The sequence below is a fragment of the Paracoccus haematequi genome, assembly GCF_900631945.1.
In the GTDB taxonomy this organism is placed as follows: domain Bacteria; phylum Pseudomonadota; class Alphaproteobacteria; order Rhodobacterales; family Rhodobacteraceae; genus Paracoccus; species Paracoccus haematequi_A.
This window is the reverse complement of sequence record NZ_UZWE01000022.1, coordinates 99826-120715: the sequence shown is the minus strand read 5'-3', so window position 1 is coordinate 120715 and position 20890 is coordinate 99826. Positions and strand designations below refer to the sequence as shown.

Annotated in this window: 22 protein-coding genes; 14 read left to right on the top strand and 8 right to left on the bottom strand. The window is 66.8% G+C overall.

The window, feature by feature from the left end:
• The 4 genes from PARHAE_RS04505 to PARHAE_RS04490 all read left to right on the top strand — a co-directional run.
• A partial coding sequence (locus PARHAE_RS04505) for an FtsB family cell division protein (protein WP_420899386.1) occupies positions 1-342 on the top strand: 342 nt, incomplete at its 5' end.
• A 102-nt stretch (positions 343-444) separates the two neighbouring features.
• Positions 445-1494: a pyruvate dehydrogenase (acetyl-transferring) E1 component subunit alpha gene (gene pdhA / locus PARHAE_RS04500; protein ID WP_126153403.1), complete on the top strand. Its 1050-nt coding sequence runs from the start codon at positions 445-447 to the stop codon at positions 1492-1494.
• A gap of 15 nt (positions 1495-1509) precedes the next feature.
• Positions 1510-2874 carry a pyruvate dehydrogenase complex E1 component subunit beta gene (locus PARHAE_RS04495; RefSeq protein WP_126153402.1) on the top strand — a complete coding sequence of 455 codons (1365 nt, stop codon included), beginning with the start codon at positions 1510-1512 and terminating at the stop codon, positions 2872-2874.
• A gap of 13 nt (positions 2875-2887) precedes the next feature.
• Positions 2888-4216, top strand: a complete 1329-nt coding sequence (locus PARHAE_RS04490) for a pyruvate dehydrogenase complex dihydrolipoamide acetyltransferase (protein WP_126153401.1) — start codon at positions 2888-2890, stop codon at positions 4214-4216.
• 121 nt (positions 4217-4337) lie between these two features.
• On the opposite strand, the gene PARHAE_RS04485 is transcribed toward PARHAE_RS04490, so the two are convergent.
• The 4 genes from PARHAE_RS04485 to PARHAE_RS04470 all read right to left on the bottom strand — a co-directional run bounded on the left by PARHAE_RS04485 (position 4338) and on the right by PARHAE_RS04470 (position 9984).
• Positions 4338-4856: a type 1 glutamine amidotransferase domain-containing protein gene (locus PARHAE_RS04485; protein ID WP_126153400.1), complete on the bottom strand. Its 519-nt coding sequence runs from the start codon at positions 4854-4856 to the stop codon at positions 4338-4340.
• 56 nt (positions 4857-4912) lie between these two features.
• Positions 4913-7966 (bottom strand): efflux RND transporter permease subunit, encoded by a 3054-nt coding sequence (locus PARHAE_RS04480; protein ID WP_126153399.1) that lies wholly within the window; start codon positions 7964-7966, stop codon positions 4913-4915.
• Positions 7963-9132, bottom strand: a complete 1170-nt coding sequence (locus PARHAE_RS04475; RefSeq protein WP_241232664.1) for an efflux RND transporter periplasmic adaptor subunit — start codon at positions 9130-9132, stop codon at positions 7963-7965. The genes PARHAE_RS04480 and PARHAE_RS04475 overlap by 4 nt, the downstream gene beginning before the upstream one ends.
• An 81-nt stretch (positions 9133-9213) precedes the next feature.
• Positions 9214-9984, bottom strand: coding sequence for a division plane positioning ATPase MipZ (locus PARHAE_RS04470; RefSeq protein WP_126153397.1), 771 nt, complete (start codon positions 9982-9984; stop codon positions 9214-9216).
• 238 nt (positions 9985-10222) lie between these two features.
• Between PARHAE_RS04470 and PARHAE_RS04465 the strand changes: the two genes are divergently transcribed.
• The gene (locus tag PARHAE_RS04465; RefSeq protein WP_126153396.1) at positions 10223-10501 is read left to right on the top strand and encodes a hypothetical protein; all 279 of its coding nucleotides are present in this window, start codon (positions 10223-10225) and stop codon (positions 10499-10501) included.
• Here the strand turns inward: PARHAE_RS04465 and PARHAE_RS04460 are convergent.
• From PARHAE_RS04460 to PARHAE_RS04450, 3 genes are read right to left on the bottom strand one after another with little or no spacing between them, the layout of a single operon-like run.
• Positions 10485-11366 (bottom strand): DMT family transporter, encoded by an 882-nt coding sequence (locus tag PARHAE_RS04460; protein WP_126153419.1) that lies wholly within the window; start codon positions 11364-11366, stop codon positions 10485-10487. The genes PARHAE_RS04465 and PARHAE_RS04460 overlap by 17 nt on opposite strands.
• A gap of 32 nt (positions 11367-11398) precedes the next feature.
• A complete protein-coding gene (locus PARHAE_RS04455) occupies positions 11399-11983 on the bottom strand; it encodes a peroxidase-related enzyme (RefSeq protein WP_126153395.1) in 585 nt (194 codons plus the stop codon).
• Positions 11984-12038: 55 nt separating this feature from the next.
• Positions 12039-12884 (bottom strand): LysR family transcriptional regulator, encoded by an 846-nt coding sequence (locus tag PARHAE_RS04450; protein ID WP_126153394.1) that lies wholly within the window; start codon positions 12882-12884, stop codon positions 12039-12041.
• 100 nt (positions 12885-12984) lie between these two features.
• On the opposite strand from PARHAE_RS04450, the gene PARHAE_RS04445 reads away from it, so the two are divergent.
• The 9 genes from PARHAE_RS04445 (at position 12985) to rpmE (ending at position 18596) form a co-directional block, all read left to right on the top strand.
• Positions 12985-13572, top strand: a complete 588-nt coding sequence (locus tag PARHAE_RS04445; protein ID WP_126153393.1) for an FMN-dependent NADH-azoreductase — start codon at positions 12985-12987, stop codon at positions 13570-13572.
• 185 nt (positions 13573-13757) lie between these two features.
• Positions 13758-15254 (top strand): signal recognition particle protein, encoded by a 1497-nt coding sequence (ffh, locus tag PARHAE_RS04440; RefSeq protein WP_126153392.1) that lies wholly within the window; start codon positions 13758-13760, stop codon positions 15252-15254.
• A complete protein-coding gene (locus PARHAE_RS04435; protein ID WP_126153391.1) occupies positions 15251-15784 on the top strand; it encodes a GNAT family N-acetyltransferase in 534 nt (177 codons plus the stop codon). Before ffh ends, PARHAE_RS04435 begins: the two co-directional genes overlap by 4 nt.
• Before the next feature lie 91 nt (positions 15785-15875).
• On the top strand, positions 15876-16169 hold the full coding sequence (locus tag PARHAE_RS04430) for a chorismate mutase (RefSeq protein WP_126153390.1): 294 nt from the start codon (positions 15876-15878) through the stop codon (positions 16167-16169).
• 41 nt (positions 16170-16210) lie between these two features.
• Positions 16211-16567, top strand: a complete 357-nt coding sequence (gene rpsP, locus PARHAE_RS04425; protein WP_126153389.1) for a 30S ribosomal protein S16 — start codon at positions 16211-16213, stop codon at positions 16565-16567.
• Between the two features lie 47 nt (positions 16568-16614).
• Complete coding sequence (gene rimM, locus PARHAE_RS04420) at positions 16615-17115, top strand: ribosome maturation factor RimM (RefSeq protein WP_126153388.1); 501 nt, start codon at positions 16615-16617, stop codon at positions 17113-17115.
• Complete coding sequence (gene trmD, locus PARHAE_RS04415; protein ID WP_126153387.1) at positions 17108-17983, top strand: tRNA (guanosine(37)-N1)-methyltransferase TrmD; 876 nt, start codon at positions 17108-17110, stop codon at positions 17981-17983. Before rimM ends, trmD begins: the two co-directional genes overlap by 8 nt.
• A complete protein-coding gene (rplS, locus tag PARHAE_RS04410) occupies positions 17980-18363 on the top strand; it encodes a 50S ribosomal protein L19 (protein WP_126153386.1) in 384 nt (127 codons plus the stop codon). The genes trmD and rplS overlap by 4 nt, the downstream gene beginning before the upstream one ends.
• Positions 18364-18374: 11 nt before the next feature.
• The gene (gene rpmE / locus PARHAE_RS04405; protein WP_126153385.1) at positions 18375-18596 is read left to right on the top strand and encodes a 50S ribosomal protein L31; all 222 of its coding nucleotides are present in this window, start codon (positions 18375-18377) and stop codon (positions 18594-18596) included.
• A gap of 132 nt (positions 18597-18728) precedes the next feature.
• On the opposite strand, the gene PARHAE_RS04400 is transcribed toward rpmE, so the two are convergent.
• Complete coding sequence (locus PARHAE_RS04400; RefSeq protein WP_126153384.1) at positions 18729-20687, bottom strand: protein meaA; 1959 nt, start codon at positions 20685-20687, stop codon at positions 18729-18731.
• Between the last annotated feature and the right edge of the window lie 203 nt (positions 20688-20890).

Sequence of the window (20890 nt, the reverse complement as noted above, 5' to 3'; positions counted from 1 at the left end):
CCCCCGCCCCTGTGGCATGATCCCCCGACCCAACGAAACGGCCCCGTCATGTCGCAGCGTCTTTCCCTCAGCGCCACCGTGCTTTTGGCCCTGGCCGTGGCCCTGGGCCTGTATTTCGCCTTCGCCGCCGTGCAAGGCCCATCCGGCATCCTGCGCCGCATCCAGATCGAAGCCGAGACCGCCGAACTGGCCGTGGAACGCGACAAGCTGAAGGCCGAGGTCCAGGACATGCAGAACCTGACGCGCCGCATGTCGGACGAATATCTGGACCTGGATCTGCTGGACGAACGCGCCCGCGAAATCCTGGGCCTGATCCGCGCGGACGAGGTGATCCTGCGCTGAAAGCCGGGTCTGCGGTTCGCGGATTGCGCCTTTTGGACCGATGCGCTACGGATAGTTTAACGCTGAACTATTCCGACCGCGCTTCGAGGAGGGAACCCCCGCATGGCCAGAAAGCCTGCCACCGCAACCGATACGCAGACCGCCGCCGCGCCGTCGAACGTGTCCCGCGACGAGCTTTTGCAATATTACCGCGACATGCTGCTGATCCGCCGGTTCGAGGAAAAGGCCGGCCAGCTTTACGGCATGGGCCTGATCGGCGGCTTCTGCCACCTGTATATCGGGCAGGAAGCGGTGGTCGTCGGCCTGGAGGCCACGGCGAAGGAAGGCGACAAGCGCATCACCAGCTATCGCGACCACGGCCATATGCTGGCCTGCGGGATGGAAGCGCGCGGCGTGATGGCCGAACTGACGGGCCGCGAGGGAGGCTATTCCAAGGGCAAGGGCGGCTCGATGCACATGTTCAGCCGCGAAAAGCACTTCTATGGCGGCCATGGCATCGTCGCGGCGCAGGTGCCGCTGGGCGCGGGCCTGGCCTTCGCCGACAAGTATCTGGGCAATGACAACGTGACCTTCGCCTATTTCGGCGACGGCGCCGCGAATCAGGGCCAGGTCTACGAGACCTACAACATGGCCGAGTTGTGGGATCTGCCGGTGATCTTCGTGATCGAGAACAACCAGTACGCCATGGGCACCAGCGTCAAGCGGTCCACCAAATCGACCACGCTGTTCGGCCGGGGCGAGGCCTTCGGCATTCCCGGCGAACAGGTGGACGGCATGGACGTGCTGGCGGTGAAGGCTGCGGGCGAAAAGGCCGTGGCGCACTGCCGCGCGGGCAAGGGGCCGTACATCCTGGAGGTCATGACCTATCGCTATCGCGGCCATTCGATGTCGGACCCGGCGAAATACCGCACCCGCGAGGAGGTGCAGAAGATGCGCGACGAACGCGACGCCATCGAACATGTCCGCGAACTGCTGCTGCAAGGCAAGCACGCGACCGAGGACGACCTGAAGGCCATCGACAAGGACATCAAGGACATCGTCAACGATTCGGCCGAATTCGCCAAGGAAAGCCCGGAACCGGCCTTGGAAGAACTGTGGACCGACATTTACGCCGAAGACCTGCCCCAGGGCAGCGCCGAAGAAGTCGCCTGAGGGAGGGCTGAGTATATGGCAACCGAAATCCTGATGCCCGCCCTGTCCCCGACGATGGAGGAAGGCACGCTGGCGAAATGGCTGAAGAAGGAAGGCGACGCGGTGAAATCCGGCGACATCATCGCCGAGATCGAAACCGACAAGGCGACGATGGAATTCGAGGCCGTGGATGAGGGCATCCTGGGCAAGATCCTCGTGTCCGAAGGCTCCCAGGGCGTGAAGGTCAACACCCCCATCGCGGTCCTGGTCGAGGAAGGCGAATCGGCCGACGACGTGAAGGCCGAGGCTCCGAAAGCCGCCCCCGCCGAGGCGAAGTCCGAAGCCCCCGCCGCGTCGGCCGTCGAACAGGTCAAGACGCCCGAGCCGGATCGCAGCCCCGACTGGCCCGAGGGCACCAGGATGAAGACCATGACCGTGCGGGAAGCCCTGCGCGAGGCCATGGCCGAGGAAATGGAGCGCGACGAGACCGTCTTCCTGATGGGCGAGGAAGTCGGCGAATACCAGGGCGCCTACAAGATCAGCCAAGGGCTGCTGGACCGCTTCGGCCCGCGCCGTGTGGTCGATACCCCGATCAGCGAGATCGGCTTCGCGGGGATCGGCACCGGCGCGGCGCTTGCGGGCCTGCGCCCCATCGTCGAGTTCATGACCTTCAACTTCGCCATGCAGGCGATGGACCACATCATCAACTCGGCCGCCAAGACGCTGTACATGTCGGGCGGGCAGATGGGCTGCCCCATCGTCTTTCGCGGCCCGAACGGCGCGGCCGCCCGCGTGGCCGCCCAGCACAGCCAGGATTACGCGGCCTGGTATGCCTCGGTTCCCGGCCTCAAGGTGGTGATGCCCTACAGCGCCGCCGACGCCAAGGGTCTGATGAAGCAGGCGATCCGCGACCCGAACCCGGTCATCTTCCTGGAAAACGAGATCCTCTATGGCCGGTCCTTCGAAGTCCCGGACCTGCCCGATTTCACCATCCCCTTCGGCAAGGCCCGCATCGCGCGCACCGGCAAGGACGTGACGATCATCAGCTTCGGCATCGGCATGGCCCACGCGCTGGAAGCCGCCGACAAACTGGCCCAGGACGGGATCGAGGCCGAGGTGATCGACCTGCGCACCCTGCGCCCCATCGACTATGGCACGATCATCGACTCGGTGAAAAAGACCAACCGCTGCGTCACCGTCGAGGAAGGCTTCCCGGTCGGGTCCATCGGCAACCACCTGTCGGCCTATATCATGGAAAACGCCTTCGATTACCTGGATGCCCCGGTGATCAACTGCACCGGCAAGGACGTGCCCATGCCCTATGCGGCCAACCTTGAAAAACACGCGCTGATCACACCGTCCGAGGTCGTGGACGCCGTGAAAAAAGTCACCTACCGCTGAGGGGGAACGCGTTATGCCGACAGAAATCCTGATGCCCGCGCTGTCCCCGACGATGGAGGAAGGCACCCTGGCCAAATGGCTGGTGAAAGAGGGCGACGCGGTGAAATCCGGCGACATCATCGCCGAGATCGAAACCGACAAGGCGACGATGGAATTCGAGGCCGTCGATGAAGGCAAGATCGGCAAGATCCTCATCGCCGAGGGCAGCGCGGGGGTGAAGGTCAACACGCCCATCGCCGTGCTGCTGGAGGAAGGCGAGGACGCCTCGGCGGTCTCCAGCCCCGCGCCGTCCAACGCGGCCCCCGCCGCCGAGGAAAAGGCGGCCGCTGAAAAAGGCTACGGAGGCCCCGTCGGCGCCCCCGTCGCAGGCGAGGCGCCCAAGGCCGCGCCAACCCGGCAGGACAGCGGCGACCGCATCTTCGCCTCGCCCCTGGCCCGTCGAATCGCGGCCGAAAAAGGCATCGACCTGTCGGCCATCACCGGCAGCGGCCCACGCGGCCGGATCGTCAAGGCTGACGTGGAAGGCGCGCAACCCGGCGCCGCCAAGCCCGCAGCGGCCCCCGCCGCTGCGCCGTCGGCCGCCCCGGCGCCCGCAGCCGCGTCCGCGCCCAAGGCCCCGTCCGCCGAGGCGATCCTCAAGATGTATGCCGACCGCGAGACAACCGAGGTCGCGCTTGACGGCATGCGCCGCACCATCGCCGCCCGCCTGGGCGAGGCCAAGCAGACCATCCCGCATTTCTACCTGCGCCGCTCGGCCAGGCTGGATGCGCTGATGAAATTCCGGGGCGACCTGAACAAGCAACTGGAGGCCCGCAAGGTCAAGCTGTCGGTCAACGACTTCATCATCAAGGCCTGCGCCCTGGCCCTGCAAGAGGTGCCGGACGCCAACGCCGTCTGGGCGGGCGACCGGATCCTGAAGCTGAAGCCCTCGGACGTGGCGGTCGCGGTCGCCATCGAGGGCGGCCTCTTCACCCCGGTCCTGAAGGATGCGCATCAGAAGACCCTTTCGGCCCTGTCGACCGAAATGAAGGATCTCGCCAACCGGGCCAAGACCAAGAAGCTGGCCCCGCACGAATACCAGGGCGGCAGCTTCGCGATCTCGAATCTCGGCATGTTCGGGATCGAGAATTTCGACGCGGTCATCAACCCGCCGCATGGCGCGATCCTGGCGGTCGGCGCGGGCATCCAGACGCCCGTGGTCGAAAACGGCGAGGTGGTGATCCGCAACGTCATGTCGATGACCCTCTCGGTCGATCACCGCGTCATCGACGGCGCCTTGGGCGCGCAGCTTCTGGAAGCCATTGTCACCCATCTGGAAAACCCGATGGGCATGCTGGCCTGACACCTACCCGGACACATGCAAAGGGGCGCCCTCGACAGGCGCCCCTTTCTCTTTGCCTTGGTCCCAATATCCCGCAGGGGGTCCGGGGGACGCGAAGTCCCCCGGCTTTCGCGGGACGCAATCACCCCAACGCATCCTCGATGGCGCCGACGAACGCATCCAGGTCGCCCGGATTGCGGCTGGTGATGACGCCCCGATCCACCACGACCTTTTCGTCCACCACCTCGGCCCCGGCATTCCTCAGATCCGTGCGGATCGACCCATAGCCGGTCAACCGGCGGCCTTGGGCCAGCCCGGCCTCGATCAGCAGCCAGGGCGCGTGACAAACGGCGGCAACCGGCTTTCCCGCATCCGCGAAATCGCGGATCAGCGCCACGGCCTTGCCGTCCTGGCGCAAGGTGTCGGGATTGATGACCCCACCCGGCAGGACAAGCGCGTCATAGTCACCTTCCGACAGACCGGCGATGGCCTTGTCCGCCGTCACCGACTTGCCCCAGTCGTCCTTGTCCCAGCCGGTGATCTCGCCTGCCTCGGGCGCGGCCACATCGACCTGATGGCCCGCAGCCTTCAGCTTTTCCAGCGGCACGAACAGTTCGGACTGCTCGAATCCGTCGGATGCCATGATCAGAACCCTTGCCATGAATGGCCTCCTTTCGCATCAGCCCACCCAATGCGAGCCGCCCCGCGAAGTTCCGGTCATTCGGCGGCCTGCCGGGGCCGGTTCAGCCCGATCCGCCGGGCGATCCAGCCGGTCAGCCGTCCCTGCCCGCCATGGATCAGCGAAAACAGCGCCGGCACGAACAGCAGCGACAGCACGGTCGACAGCAGCAGCCCGCCGATCACGGCGATCGCCATGGGCGCGCGGAATTCGCCGCCCTCGCCCGTCGCCAGGGCCGAGGGCACCATGCCCGCGCTCATCGCGATGGTGGTCATGACGATGGGGCGCGCGCGCTTGTGAACCGCGTCCAGAATCGCATCGCGCTTGGGCACGCCCTTCTCGATGGCGGTCAGCGCAAATTCCACCAGCATGATGGAATTCTTGGTGACGATTCCCATCAGCATCAGAAAGCCGATCACCACCGCCATGCTGATCGAATGGCCGGTCGCGAACAGCGCCAGGATCGCCCCGCCGATGGCCAGCGGCAGCGACAGAAGGATCGAGACCGGCGTGATGAAGTTGTGGAACAGCAGCACCAGAACGACATAGACCAGCATCACCCCCGCGCCCATGGCGGTGCCGAAGGCGCCGAAGACCTCGCCCATGATCTCGGCATCGCCCGAGGGCTGGATGCGCGTGCCGGGCGGCAGTTCGATCCGGGCTTGCAGCTCGGTCACCTGGGCGCTGACCGGCCCCAGCAGCTGCCCGTCGGCAAGGTTGGCGTTCACCGTCGTCTGGAACTGGCGGTCATATCGCCCGATCTCGGTCGCGCCCGCCGACAGCGCCACATCGGCGACCGCCCCCAGCGGCACCTGGCCCAGGGACGAATTGACCCGCAGATTCTGCACCGTCACCAGGTCGGCCCGCGCATCGGCGTTCAGCCGCACGACGATGGGGATCTGTTCGTCGCCCGCGTTGAACTTGGCCAGGTTGGCCTCGGTATCGCCCAGGGTCGCGACCCGCAGCGTCGTCGCCATGTCGCTGGCCGACACGCCCAGTTGAGCGGCCAGATCGGCGCGCGGCGTGATCTGGATTTCCGGGCGTTGCAGGCTGGCCGAACTGGTCACGCTTTCCAGCGAGGGCAGTTCGGCCATCGCGGCGGTCAGGCGTTCGGCGGCCAGGGCCGCGCCTTCGTCGGTGGTGCCCAGGACGTTGATGGTCAGGTCGTTCTGGCCGTTCTCGTTCTGGAAGTTGATGCGCATGTCGGGGGTGCCCGACAGGCGGCGCTTCAATTCCTCCTCCAGGACGAATTGCGACCGTTCGCGGGTTTCCTTCTTGCCATAGTTGATCATCACCCGCGCCTCGGTCACGTCGGATCCGTCGCTATAGACGAAAACCGATTGCGTTTCCGGCAATTCGGCGATCTGGGCGGACAGGCGGCGGGCGGCGTCCTCGGTCTCGGCGATGGTGGCGCCGGGGGGCAGTTCGACCTCGATCTGGCTGCGGCCGATGTCCGAGGCCGGGATGAATTCGGTCGGCAGAAGCGTCGCCGAATAGATCGAGCCTGCGAAGATCCCGATCCCCGTCAGCAGCGTCAGGCCGCGATGGCGCATGGTCCAGCCGACGACGCGCATCAGGTTCCGCATCACGAAACCGTCGCGCTGCTCCGTGCCATGCACCGTGCCGCGCATCAGATAGGCCGCCATCATCGGCGTGATGATGCGCGCCACCAGCAGCGAGAACAGCACCGAGACCGCAACCGTCAGCCCGAACTGCTTGAAATACTGTCCCGGAATCCCGCCCATGAAGCTGACCGGGGCAAAGACTGCGACGATGGAAAAGCTGATCGCGATCACCGTCAGGCCGATCTCGTTCGCGGCTTCCTCGCTGGCCTCATACGGGGGCACGCCCATGCCGATATGGCGGACGATGTTCTCGATTTCCACGATGGCGTCATCGACCAGGATGCCGGTGACCAGGGTGATGCCCAGCAGGCTGATGCCGTTCAGGGTAAAACCCAGCCAGTGCATCACGAAAAACGTGGGGATGATCGACAGGGGCAGCGCCACGGCCGCGACCAGCGTGGCGCGCCAGTTGCGCAGGAACAGGAACACCACGATCACCGCCAATGCCGCGCCTTCGTACAGCGTCTCCATCGCGCTGTGATAGCTGGCCTCGGTATAGGTGGTGGCATCGTCGATCAGGCTGATCCGCACGTTCGGAAACCGCTCGCCGATCTGGGCCAGCCGTTCCTTGGCCCCGTCGCCCGTGGACAGATCCGAGGCCCCTGTGGTGCGATAGATGCCGAAGGCCACGACGGGCTGGCCGTCCAGCAGGGCGAAGCTGCGTTCCTCGGCCGGGCCGTCGACGACGCGGCCCAACTGGTCCAGCCGGATCGTGCGGCCATCGGCGATCGAGATCGGCGCCGCGGCAAGCTGATCCACGCTGTCGGCGGCGCCCAGGGTGCGGATCGAATATTCGCGCCCTGCCAAGTCGCCGCGCCCGCCGCCCAGGTCGATGTTTCGGGCGCGAAGCTGGTTCGACACATCCGCCGCCGTCAGCCCATGGGCCAGCAGCCGGTCGGGGTCCAGTTCGACCTTGATTTCGCGGGCCGCCCCGCCGATGCGGGCGGTCTTGCCGACGCCATCGACCGTGGACAGGTCGCGCCCGATCACGTCATCCACGAATTTCGACAGCGATTCGATGGATTGGGTCGGATCGCTGACGGCATAGGTCAGGATCGGCATCCCGGTCACGTCCAGCCTCTGGACCAGCGGCTCGCTGATGCTTTCGGGCATCTGCTGGCGGACGTTCGACACCGCGTCCTTCACGTCGTTGACGGCGCGGTCGCTGTCGGTTTCCAGTTCGAATTCGACCACGATCAGCGCCGTGCTGTCCGTCGCGGTCGAGGTGATGTGCCGGACCCCGGTGACGGATGCGATGCTGTCCTCGACCGGCTGGATGACCTGGGTGGTCAGTTCGGCGGGCGCCGCGCCCGGCTGGTCGATGGTGACCTGGACGATGGGCAGGTCGATATTGGGCATCGCTGTGACCGGCAGCCGCATGAAGCTGTACAGCCCGACGATCACCAGGACCATGAAGACCGCGATGGGCGGGACCGGATGGCGGATCGACAGGGCCGAGAAATTCATGGCCCCGCCCCCTCGGCCGGGGTCGGTCGAACCTGGTCGCCGCTGCGGAAAAAGGCGCCGGACCGGGCGATGACCTGTTCGCCCAGGGCCAGGCCCTCGACGATTTCGCGCCGCCCGTCCCACAGCAGGCCCGCGCGCACCGGGCGGGTTTCGACGACGCCGTCGCGGACGACCTGCACCCGTTCGCCTGCGTCGTCGGCCAGCACTGCACCGGCGGGGACGGTGATCGCCTGGCGGCGGTCGGTGACGATCCAGCCGCTGGCGAACTGTCCGGTCCTGACGCCGCTGGCGGCATCCAGAGCGACGCGCATGATCCCCAGCCGCGTCACCGGATCGACCGAGGCGGGGACCAGCCGCACCGTTCCCGACACCGCGCCGACGCCCGCGACGCTGATCTCGGCCGGGTCGCCCACGCTCAGGCGGGGCAGCGCGGTCTCGATCACCTCGGCCGACATCTCGATCGCGCCATCGGCCAGCAGGGTGAACAGCGGGTCCGTGCCGCCGCCCGCCAAGGCGCCCAGTTCGGCGGTGCGGGTCACGACCACCCCGGCCACCGGGGCGGCGATCTGCGCCCGGTCGAGGTTCAGTTGCGCGATCCGCCGCGCCGCCTGCGCCTGCGCCAGCGCCGCGCGCGCCACCGCCAGCCCGTCGGCGGCGGATGCGGCCTGCGCCCGCGCGTTCGCCTCGGCCGCGACGGCGTCGTCCAGGGCCGATTGGGACGCGGTGCCAGCCTGGCGCAGGCGCTGCACGCGCTGCAAGGTGGCCTGCGCCTGGGTCAGCGACGCCGCCGCGCTGTCGATGGTGCTGTGCGCCTGGCCCACGCCCGCCTCGGCCCGCAGGAATTCCGCCTCGGCCTGTTCCAGTTGCGCCGACAGCGTGTCGGTGGACAGCCGCGCCAGCACCTGGCCCTTGGTCACGCTGTCACCCGCCTCGGCCAGGATTTCGGTGATCTCGTAACCCGAGACCTGCGGGAAGACCTGAACAAGCTGGCGCGCGACGATGCTGCCCGATACGGGGACGCGGGCCTGAACCTCGGCCATCGCGGCGGCGGCGACGGTGACCGCCGGGGCCGTGCGCGCGGGGGGTTCCGACGCGGATGCGGGTTCGTTGGCCGGGGCGGATGCCGGCACGGCAAGGGCGGCAAGAAGAACGGCAAGAAGGCGCATGGATCGGCCCGTCATCCCAGGATTGGCTGGCCGACCATATCGACAGATTGCCGCGCCAACAACGCGTGCCGTCGCCGCCCTCTAGAAGTTGACCGAGACGCCCGGCAGGTTCAGTTCCGCCACCAGGTCGCGCAGTTCCTGCCGCGCGGCGATGTTGGACATGGACAGCTGTTCGGTGCCGATATCCTTCAGATCCAGCAGCGTCAGCCCGCGCGGGAACAATTCGCGGAAGATGACGCGTTCGGAAAAGCCCGGCGCCACGCGGAAACCGATCCGCTTGGACAGGGTTTGCAGCGCGCCGCCGACCTTGCGCTTGTTGTGCATCTGCTGGGTGCCCAGGCGGTTCCTCAGCACCAGCCAGTCGATCGGCCCCGCCCCCGCCTGCGCGCGCATCTGCCGCGCCGACCAGACCATTTCCGCATAGATCGACGGCCCCAGGATCTTGCCCTCGGGCGACAGGCGGGCCAGCAGATCGAAATCGACGAAGCTGTCGTTCATCGGCGTGATCAGCGTGTCCGCGACCGTATGGGCCATCTGGCTCAGCTTCGTGTGCGAACCGGGACAGTCCAGCAGGATGAAATCGCAGGTCTTTTCCAGCTGGGTCAGCGCCGGGGTCAGCGGATCGCCGCCCTCGCCCATGGTGCCGATGACCGGCATGGGCAGGTCCAGCCCTTCCCGCTGGGCGAAATGGGCGCGGTTTTCCAGATAGCGGCCGAAGCTGCGCTGGCGCACGTCCAGATCCAGCCCGCCGACCCGGTGCCCCATCCGCACCAGGGCAGTCGCCACATGCATCGAGGTGGTGGACTTGCCCGACCCGCCCTTTTCGTTCCCCACAACGATGATATGCGCCACAGCCACCCCTTGCCGGTCCTGATGTCGGCGCGGACCCTAGCCGCGCCGCCGCGCGAAGAAAAGCGCCGCTGGGCAAGTTCGCGTGGCGGCTGATGCCGCAAAGCCGCGCCTGCGGGATCGCGCAGGGCGGGACAGCACGCAATCACGACCAGGAAAGTAGATTTTTCTTGCCAAGGCGGCTCCGCTCTGCCCTAATGATCCCAGGCCTGCACGGCGACCAGAAGGGAGGACGACCGACATGACCCCGAATTTCATCACCGGCCTTGCGCTTCAGACGCCAACGGCCGTCGTCAACCCTGCGGCGCTGTGGATGGACGACCTGCCCGGCCACCGCCGGGATCCGGGCTATGCCACCATTTCCGTGGGTCCGCGCCAGCAGGCGCAGGGTCCGATCGTCGGCCGCCTGCCCGACGGCCGCGTCAGCATCGAGGCGGGGGGCCGCATCCTGACCGGCCATGCCGTGACGCCCCGGCCCGCGCCGCGCAGCCTGTGGGCGCGCCTCAGCGGGCGCGGCTAAGCCCGGCGGGCTGATCCGACCGCAGCAGCAGGGCCAGCGCCCCCAGCGTCGCCAGGATGCCCGGCAGCAGGACGATGCCGGGCGTTTCCTTGCCCAGGGCGGCTTCCAGAACGATCACCCATAGCGGCGTCAGGTAGGTATAGGCCATCACCTTGGCCGAAGGCAGGCGCAGCGCCGCGTATTGCACCAGCATCGTGGTGATCGCACTGGCGAAGATCGCGACATAGAAGATGGTGATCCAGACAATTGCGGGAAGCTGACCCCAGGCGGTCGCGGTCAGCGCCCCCCACCCCCAGACCGCGGTCAGGATCCCGCCCGCCACCAGCGTCCCCAGGGACGAGATCAGCGGCCCTTCGCCCCGGTTCAGCTTGCGCACCAGCGGCGTATAAAGGGCGTGCAGCGCGCAGCCGATGAAATAGATCGCCTCGCCCCGGCCGATCTGGAACCGCGCCATCGCCGCCAGGTCGCCGCGAAAGATCACCCACAGCGCCCCGGCCCCGCCCAGAGCCAGCGCCACGGCCAGATGCCCGGTCATCCTCTGACGCAAAAGCAGCCAGCCGAAGCCCGCCGCCATGATCGGCGTCAGGGTGAAGACCGCGCTGGCCGATACGGCGGGGGCGGTCTTCAGCCCCTCGAACATCAGGACGAAATAGCCGGCGAAGGCGCCGCCCAGCAGCAGGTACCGCCACGGCGCCTGCAACAGCGCGCGCGGCCTGCCCGCGCCGGGGACCAGCAGCACGATCCCCACCAGAACCCCCGCCGCGATGATGAAGCGCGCGACCGTGATCGCCGCCGGGTCGATCAGGTTCGCCGCCCTGACGCCCAGCGAGAACGACCCCGCCACCAGGGCGGAAAACAGCAGCATCGCCGCATGGCCGCGCAGCGCCTCGGTCCGTGTCACGGGGCGACCGGCATCTGGCGACCCAGCATGTAGAATTCGTCGTTGGCGCGGAAATCCCCGGCATTGGCCATACGGTTCGACATGCCGAAGAAGGCCGCGATGGCGCCGATGTCCCAGATCTCGTCGGCATCGAAGCCCGCCTCGCGCAGGGCCTGATGATCCGCATCGCCGATCTGATAGGCGGCGGTCGTGACCTTTTCGGCATAGGCCAGCATCGCCCGTTCCCGGTCGGACAGATCGGCCTTGCGCCAGTTGACCGCCACCTGATCGGCGATCAGCGGGTTCTTCGCCCGGATCCGCAGGATCGCGCCATGGGCCGCCACGCAATACTGACAGTTGTTGATGCCGCTGACGGCCACCACGATCATCTCTCGTTCGGCCTTGGACAGCCCGACATCCTTGTCCATCAATGCCTGGTGATAGGCGAAGAAGGCGCGGAATTCCTCGGGCCGATGGGCCAGCGCCAGGAACACGTTGGGCACGAAGCCGGATTTCTCGGCCACCTGGGCGATGGCGTCCTGCATGTCCTGCGGCAGGGTCTTCAGATCGGGCACCGCGAAGCGGCTGATGGGGTGGGTCATGACGGTTTCCTCCTGCGGGGCAGATTGGCGCGGCGATTGCAGACTGTGAAGGGGGTCAGTCGCCCCGCAGCGCGGCGACCGCCGCCTGCACCTTGGGCGTGCGGTGCAGATCGACATGCGTGACCAGCCACAGCCGCGATTCCCATTCGGGCAGGGCCATCACCTCGACCAGCCCCTCGGCGCGGGACGGCGACAGCGGACCGATGGCAAGGCCCGCGCGGATCACCGCCTCGCGCGCGGATTCGTCGTTGGCGGTCAGCACGATCTGGCCGGGCTCGATCTTGCCGTGCAGCCAGCGCATCAGCGGCGCATTGCGGGCCTGCGGACCCAGCAGCGCCAGGGGATGGGCGGCGATATCCGTCACCTCGCCATGGGTGGCGATGTATTCGGGCGCGGCATAGACCGGATGGCGCATCGTTCCCATGGAACGCACGACATAATCCGGCTCGGTCGGTTGACTGCCCGCACGGATCGCCACATGCGCCTCTCCGGCGTCCAGGCGGAACAGGCGCACGTCGGTGACATAGTTCACCCGCAGCCCAGGATGCTGGCGCATCAGGCGGATCAGCCGGGGCATGACCACATCGGCCAGTTCGGGCAAGGAGGTCACGATCAGCTCGCCCTCGATCCGGTCGGCGCCGCCCGCGATCCGCACGGCAAGCTGGGCGAAGCGTTCGTCGGCATCGCCCGCCACCTTCAGCATGGCCTGCCCGGCTTCGGTCAGGGCATAGCCGCGCGGATGACGCTGGAACAGCTTGACGCCCAGTTGCGATTCCAGCCCGTCGATCCGGCGGATCACGGTGGCATGGTGAACGCCCAGGGACTCGGCCGCGGCACTGACGGTGCCGGTGCGCGCCACCGCCAACGCGATGCGAAGATCGTCCCAACTGTCGATAGTCATGTGCATCCCCGCACAGATGATGCGCGCTTATCGCCCTTCCGTTCGTGCGCGCCTAGACCTAAATCGGTGCCATACCATTCTGGACGAACGGACCAAACCCATGAACATCCTGCATATCGACAGCGCCATCACGGGCGAGGCTTCGGTGTCCCGCAAGCTGACCGCGGACATCGTGGCCAAGCTGACCGCCGCCAATCCGGATGCGACCGTCACCTATCGCGACCTGAACCAGGGCGTGCCCGCCATCGACACCGACTGGTTCAAGGCCGTGCGCCTGGCGCCGACCGATCCCACGCCCGAACAGCAGAAGCTGATCGAGATCTCGGACGCCTATCTGGCCGAGGTGCAGGCCGCCGACGTCCTGGTGATCGGCATGCCGATCTATAACTTCACCCTGACCGCGCAGTTGAAGAACTGGCTGGACCAGATCGCGCGGGCGGGAAAATCCTTCCGCTATACCGAAGCCGGTCCCGAAGGCCTGCTGAAAGGCAAGCGCGCCATCATCGCCTATAGCGCGGCGGGCACCCCGATGGGATCCGAGATGGACCACGCCTCGGACTATATCCGCTTCATGCTGGGCTTCCTGGGCATCACCGATGTGGATTTCGTGGCCGCCGACCGCCTGGCGATGGACCGCGAGGCCGGTCTGGCCCGCGCGCAGGACGCGCTGGAAAAGCTGGCGGCGTAAGGCTGTCGGACGCCCGATGTAAAGAGTATGACGGCCTGCGTTGACTTGCGGGCCGTTTTTTCGTATCAGCCACCGGATTCCCGGAAGGACTGCCCTTCCGGTCCCTGCCTGGTGCGGGGATCGCCCTCCGTCAGCGCGTCGCGCCCACGGGGGCAAACCTGTTTTGGACCGAAGGAGGCCCGGCGATGTTCGAGAACCTTTCCGACCGTTTGGGCGGCGTCTTCGACCGGCTGACCAAGCAGGGCGCCCTGACCGAGGACGACGTGACCGCCGCCATGCGCGAGGTCCGCGTGGCCCTGCTGGAGGCGGACGTGTCGCTGCCGGTGGCGCGCAACTTCGTCAAGGCGGTGACGCAGAAAGCCACCGGATCGGCCGTCACCAAGTCGATCACCCCCGGCCAGCAGGTCGTGAAGATCGTCCATGACGAGCTGATCAAGGTTTTGCAGGGCGAGGACGCGCCCGACGCGCTGCGCATCGACAACCCGCCCGCGCCGATCCTGATGGTCGGGTTGCAAGGGTCCGGCAAGACCACCACCACTGCCAAGCTGGCCCTGCGCCTGAAGGACCGCGAGAAGAAGCGCGTGCTGATGGCCTCGCTGGACACCAACCGCCCTGCCGCGATGGAGCAGCTGGCGATCCTGGGCCAGCAGATCGGCGTCGACACCCTGCCCATCGTGCCAGGCCAGACCGCCCCGCAGATCGCGCAGCGCGCCAAGCAGCAGGCCAACCTTGGCGGCTATGACGTGGTGATGCTGGACACAGCCGGCCGGCTGCACATCGACCAGGCGCTGATGGACGAGGTTCAAGCCGTCCGCGACATCGCCCAGCCGCGCGAAACCCTGCTGGTGGTCGATGGCCTGACCGGCCAGGACGCGGTGAACGTCGCGACCGAATTCGACGCCAAGGTGGGCGTGTCCGGCGTGGTGCTGACGCGGATGGACGGCGACGGGCGCGGCGGCGCGGCCCTGTCGATGCGCGCCATCACCGGCAAGCCGATCCGCTTCGTGGGTCTGGGCGAAAAGATGGACGCGCTGGAAACCTTCGACGCGCAGCGCGTCGCGGGCCGGATCCTGGGCATGGGCGATATCGTCGCCCTGGTCGAAAAGGCCCAGCAGGTGCTGGAGGTCGAACAGGCCGAGCGCATGATGAAGCGCTTCCAGAAGGGTCTGTTCAACATGAACGACCTCAAGGGCCAGCTTGAACAGATGCAGAAGATGGGCGGCATGCAGTCCATCATGGGCATGATGCCCGGCATGGCCAAGATGGCCAAGCAGGCCGAGGCCGCGGGCATGGACGACAAGGCCATCGCCCGGCAGATCGCGCTGATCAACTCGATGACCAAGAAGGAGCGCGCCAATCCCGACATGCTGCAAGCCAGCCGCAAGAAGCGGATCGCGGCGGGCGCGGGCATGGAGGTGTCCGAGCTGAACAAGCTGCTGAAGATGCAGAAGCAGATGGCCGACACGATGAAGAAGCTGGGCAAGATGGGCAAGGGCGGGATGCTGAAGCAGGCCATGCGAGCCATGACCGGCAAGGGCGGCGGGCTGCCCGACCTAGAGAACTTCGATCCCGCCAAGATGGCCGAGGCGCAGAAGATGCTGCAGGATCCCAAGGGCCTGGGCGGGCAGTTGGGCAAGGCCGGTCTGCCCGGCGGCCTTTCGGGGATGTTCGGCAAGAAATGACGTCTTTGACCCAAACCATCTCGGTCAGCATTCCGGTAATCGAAACTGATCGCCTTATCCTGCGTGCGCCGCGCCTGTCGGATCTGGATGCGATCACTTGCTTCGCCACCTCGGACCGCGCCCGCTTCGTCGGCGGCCCCGGCAGACCCTGGGACGGCTGGACCTCGCTGACCGGCCTGATCGGCCACTGGACCCTGCGCGGCTTCGGCTGGTGGATGATCGAGGACAAGGCCAGCGGCCAGACCGCGGGCCGCACCGGCATCGGCCACCATATCGACTGGCCGGAACCCGAACTGGGCTGGCACATCTATGAAGGCTTCGAAGGCCGCGGCATCGCCCATGAAGCCGCCCTTGCCGCCCGCCGCCACGCCCAGACGCAGATGGGCCTTGGCCCGGTCATCTCGCTGATCCACCGCGATAACGCCCGTTCGCGTCGTCTGGCCGAGCGGCTTGGCGCGCAGATCGAAAGCGAAACGGTGATCCGCGACATGCCCTGTCTTGTCTATCGCCACCCCAAAGGTGACGCATGACCCGGTCCTGTTTTCTGTGCCGAAACATGTTCAGCGGGTCCGGGGGGCAGACGGCCCCCCGGCGCCACCCCCATCAGCCGGAGCCCAGCCCATGGACGCCGTGACCCGCGCCGCCGAACTGCTTAAGGAACATCGCGCCAGCATCGACCGGCTGGACGCGATCCTTGTCTATACGCTGGCCGAACGCTTCAAGCACACCCAATCCGTCGGCCGCCTCAAGGCGGAACACGATCTTCCGCCGTCCGATCCCGCCCGCGAAGCGCAGCAGATCGAACGGCTGGAACGCCTCGCGCGCGAGGCCGACCTGGACCCGGAATTCGCGCGCAAATTCCTCAACTTCGTGATCGCCGAAGTGATCCGGCATCACGAGACCTTCCAATCCTGACGGGGCGCCGCCCCACCACGCCATTCTAAAGGAGAAACCCAATGGCAACGAAAATCCGTCTGGCCCGTGGCGGCAGCAAAAAGCGCCCGCATTACGCCATCGTCGTGTCCGATTCGCGCATGCCGCGCGACGGCCGCTTCCTGGAAAAGCTGGGCACCTACAACCCGCTGCTGGCGAAAGACAGCGAGGACCGCATCAAGCTGGACCTGGACCGCGCCAAGCACTGGCTGGACCAGGGCGCCCAGCCGACCGACCGCGTGGCCCGCTTCCTGGAAGCCGCCGGCGTCCGCGAGAAAGCCAACCGCGCCAACATGAAGAAGGCAGAGCCGGGCAAGAAAGCCAAGCAGCGCGCCGAGGAAAAGGCCGCGAAGGCCGCCGCCCCGGCCGAGGCCGAATAATCACGACGGGCGGGGGCGACCCCGCCCTTTGCCATCGCGGGGGCCGCATGACTGAAGACCGCATCTGCGTGGGCGCGATCGCCGGGGCCTTCGGGGTCCGGGGCGAGGTGCGGCTGAAAAGCTTCTGCGCCGAGCCGTCGGACATCGCCACATACACCCCCCTGACGACCGAGGACGGCAAGCGCAGCTTCACCGTGAAACTGACCCGCCCCGTCACCGGCGGCCTTGGCGCGCGCCTGTCGGGCGTGGCCACGCGCGAGGATGCCGAGGCGCTGCGGGGCGTGACCCTCTGGGCGCCGCGATCCGCCCTGCCCTCGCTTCCCGACGACGAATTCTATCACGCCGACCTGATCGGGCTGGAGGTCGTCGATACCGGCGGCGCCGTGCTGGGCCGGGTCCGGGCGATCTTCGACCACGGCGCGGGCGACATTCTGGAAGTCGTGGGCGGCAAGGACATTATGCTGCTGCCCTTTACCCGCGCCGTGGTGCCGACCGTCGATCTGGCGGCGAAGCGCATCGTCGCCGATCCGCCCGCCACCGATGAGTGAGCCGCCCAAATCCCACGGCCGCCTGTCGATCACAGCCAGCCTGCGCCCCCGCCAGCTGATGGCCGAACCGCAGGTCGCGGGCGCCTGGACCGCCAGCATCGTCACCCTGTTCCCCGAGGCCTTCCCCGGCATCCTGGGCCTGTCGCTGACCGGCAAGGCGCTGGCGCAGGGGTTGTGGAACCTGCGCACCGTGCCCCTGCGCGATTTCGGCATCGGCAGGCACCGCAACGTGGACGACACGCCCGCCGGCGGCGGCGCGGGCATGGTGATCCGCGCCGACGTGATGGACGCGGCCCTGCACGAGGCCCGCCGAGGCAGCCCGCGCCCGGTGATCTACATGTCGCCGCGCGGCGCGCCCTTGACGCAGGCGCGCGCCCGCGAATTGGCGGGGGGCAACGGCGTCACCCTGATCTGCGGCAGGTTCGAAGGGGTGGACCAGCGCGTCCTGGACGCCCATGATGTCGAGGAAATCAGCATCGGCGACTATGTCCTGACCGGAGGAGAGATCGCCGCTCAGGTCTTGATCGACGCGACGGTCCGGCTTATACCGCGCGTGCTGGGGAATCACGACTCTCTGGCCGAGGAATCCTTTTCCATCGGCAACAGGGGCCTTCTTGAAGCCCCCCAGTTCACGAAGCCCGCCCAATGGGAAGGCCGCGAGATACCGGAGGTTCTGCTGTCCGGCAATCACGCGGCCATTCAGCGTTGGCGGGCCAGTGAGGCCGAAAGGCTGACCAAGCAACGCCGCCCCGACCTGTGGCGGGCATGGGCCGACCGGCCCGTGGACCCGGCAAAGGACCGACAGCTCTCGGGCGCATCAGACCAATCGCGGGGCTACCGCGAGCATGACAAGGAACCCAGGCGATGAACCTGATCGCAGAACTCGAAGCCGAGCAGATCGCCCAGCTCGGCAAGACCATCCCGGATTTCAAGGCCGGCGACACCGTGCGCGTCGGCTATAAGGTGACCGAGGGCACCCGGTCGCGCGTGCAGATGTATGAAGGCGTCTGCATCGGCCGCAAGGGCGGCGCGACGCTGGCCGCCAGCTTCACCGTGCGCAAGATCAGCTTTGGCGAAGGCGTGGAACGGGTGTTCCCGCTGTATTCGACCAACATCGATTCGATCGAGGTCGTGCGCCGCGGCAAGGTCCGCCGCGCCAAGCTGTACTATCTGCGCGACCGTCGCGGCAAATCGGCGCGGATCGTCGAGAAAACCAACTATCGCCCGCTGTCCGACGCGAAAGCCTGAGGGATCATCCGATGAGAAAAGACATTCATCCCGATTACCACACCATCGAGATCAAGATGACCGATGGCACCACCTACCAGACCCGTTCGACCTGGGGTTCGGAAGGCGCGACCATGGCCCTGGACATCGACCCGACCTCGCACCCGGCCTGGACCGGCGGTTCGGCCAAGCTGATGGATACCGGCGGCCGCGTGTCGAAGTTCAAGTCGAAATACGCGGGCCTGGGCTTCTGATTGCCCGACCCTGGAAGTGCGAAGCGCCGCCCCGACCGGGCGGCGTTTCCTTTTGCGGTGCAGGATGGGGGCGCTGCCCCCGTCCCTGCGGGACTCCCTCGGGATATTTGAACAAAGGTGAAAAGGGCGGCGTCAGGCTGCCTCGACGCTGGGTTCCACCAGGGCCACGATATCCATCATGATCGCGTTCAACTGGAAGTCCTTGGGCGTATAGACCCGCGCCACGCCCATTGCGCGCAGCCGTGCCGCATCCTCGTCCGGGATGATGCCGCCGACGATCACCGGGACATGGGCCAGGCCCGCCGCACGGATCCGCGCCATCAGATCCTCGATCAGGGGCATATGGCTGCCCGACAGGATCGACAGGCCGATGACATGGGCGTCTTCTTCCTGCGCGCGGGTGACGATCTGTTCGGGGGTCAGGCGGATGCCTTCATAGGTGATGTCCATGCCGCAATCACGGGCGCGGAAGGCGATCTGCTCGGCGCCGTTGGAATGGCCGTCCAGGCCCGGCTTACCGACCACGAATTTCAGCCGCCGTCCCAGGCGGGCGCTGACCGCATCGACGGCCTCGCGGATCTCCTCCAGCCCCTCGGTGCGGTTCGACGGGCTGGCGGACACCCCTGTCGGGCCGCGATATTCGCCATGGACCTGGCGCATGACGCCCGCCCATTCGCCGGTCGTGGCCCCGGCCTTGGCCGCCGCGATGGACCAGGGCATGACATTTTGCCCCCGCCGGGCCGCATCGCGCAACGCGCCAAGCGCAAGCTGCACCGCGCCTTCGTCGCGGGCCTGCCGCCAGGCGTGCAGCCGGGCGATCTGGTCCTGTTCCACCGCCGGATCGACCACCATGATCCCGCCATCGCCCGCCGTCAGCGGCGAAGGCTCTCCCTGCTGCCAGCGGTTCACGCCGACCACGACCGTCTGGTTGGTCTCGATCCGTCCCAGACGCTCGGCATTCGATTCGACCAGCCGCGCCTTCATATAGTCGATGGCGGCGATCGCCCCGCCCATCTCGTCCAACAGGCGCAATTCGTCGCGCGCGCCCTGTTTCAGTTCCTCGACCTTGGCGGCAATCACCGGATTGCCGTCGAACAGGTCGCCATATTCCAGCAGATCCGTTTCATAGGCGACGATCTGCTGCATCCGCAGCGACCATTGCTGGTCCCAGGGGCGCGGCAGGCCCAGCGCCTCGTTCCAGGCAGGCAGTTGCACGGCACGGGCGCGGGCGTTTTTCGACAGCGTGACGGCCAGCATCTCCAGCAGGATGCGGTAGACATTGTTTTCCGGCTGCTGCTCGGTCAGGCCCAGGCTGTTGACCTGCACCCCATAGCGGAAGCGGCGGTATTTTTCATCCGCGATGCCATAGCGGTCGCGCGTGATCTCGTCCCACAGTTCGGTGAAGGCGCGCATCTTGCACATCTCGGTCACGAAGCGGATGCCCGCGTTCACGAAGAAGCTGATGCGGCCCACCATCTCGGGGAAGGTATCAGACGGCACCTTGCCCTTCAGGTCGTCCAGCACGGCAATGGCGGTCGCCAGCGCATAGGCCAGTTCCTGCTGCGGCGTCGCCCCGGCCTCTTGCAGGTGATAGGAACAGACGTTCATCGGGTTCCACTTGGGCAGGTGTTCCCGCGTGTAGGCCGCCACGTCCGTGATCATCGCCAGCGAGGGCTTCGGCGGGCAGATATAGGTGCCGCGCGACAGGTATTCCTTGATAAGGTCGTTCTGCACCGTGCCTTGCAGCTTGGCGATGTCCGCCCCCTGCTCCTCGGCCACGGCGATGTAGAGCGACAGCAGCCAAGGCGCCGTCGCGTTGATCGTCATCGAGGTGTTCATCTGTTCCAGCGGGATCCGGTCGAACAGCGCCCGCATGTCGCCCAGATGGCAGATGGGAACGCCGACCTTGCCGACCTCGCCCCGCGCCAGGACGTGATCGCTGTCATAGCCGGTCTGGGTCGGCAGGTCGAAGGCCACCGACAGTCCGGTCTGTCCCTTGGCCAAGTTGCCGCGATACAGCGCGTTCGACTTCTCGGCCGTGGAATGGCCCGCATAGGTGCGGAACAGCCAGGGTTTGTCCTTGTCAGCCATCGGCCACCTCGCAACAATCTTTCGGTCCAGAAAGGAATATAGAAACAAACATGCGCCGTCAATTCGCCGCAGCGCGGCAAGGATATGCGACTTTCGGACATTTTATTGCGATTATATCTGCATCGTTGTTGCAATGTTGCGCAAGTCTTCATACCACTTGTGCCAGACACCCGGCGATTCTGCGCCGCGGCACGACAAGGAGA